Genomic DNA, 287 nt, shown 5'->3' with positions numbered 1-287 from the left:
CACAATGTTCAATGAGACACCGCCAAGTGCTCGGGTATCACGTATCTCAGATAATAAGTCAATGGGTTATGGTTTCTACCGTGTAAAAGGACTTCATAACGCCAATAGCAAGAAACATAAAGGTCCAACCAAGAAGCTTTTAGCATTAGCGAAAAAGGAACTTGGCTCCAAAGCTATTGCGTGGATTAAGAAGCACCTTAGCGAAACTATCAGCTCGTTTAAGATTACAGGTGACATTGGCACACGTGCTAATGTGTTGGCCAAAGCTTTAAAGCAACTTGATTCAC

General features: G+C 41.8%; 1 protein-coding gene. It reads left to right on the top strand.

Going from position 1 to position 287, the window contains the following annotated elements:
- Window positions 1–61: 61 nt before the first annotated feature.
- Window positions 62–287 (top strand): hypothetical protein (locus H3V04_RS09180; protein ID WP_198188301.1); only part of this gene is annotated, 226 nt, incomplete at its 3' end.

Source organism: Bifidobacterium sp. M0353 (genome assembly GCF_016100645.1).
Lineage (GTDB): Bacteria > Actinomycetota > Actinomycetes > Actinomycetales > Bifidobacteriaceae > Bombiscardovia > Bombiscardovia choladohabitans.
The sequence above is the reverse complement of the archived record's forward strand: the minus strand, read 5'-3'. Positions and strand labels throughout refer to the sequence as shown.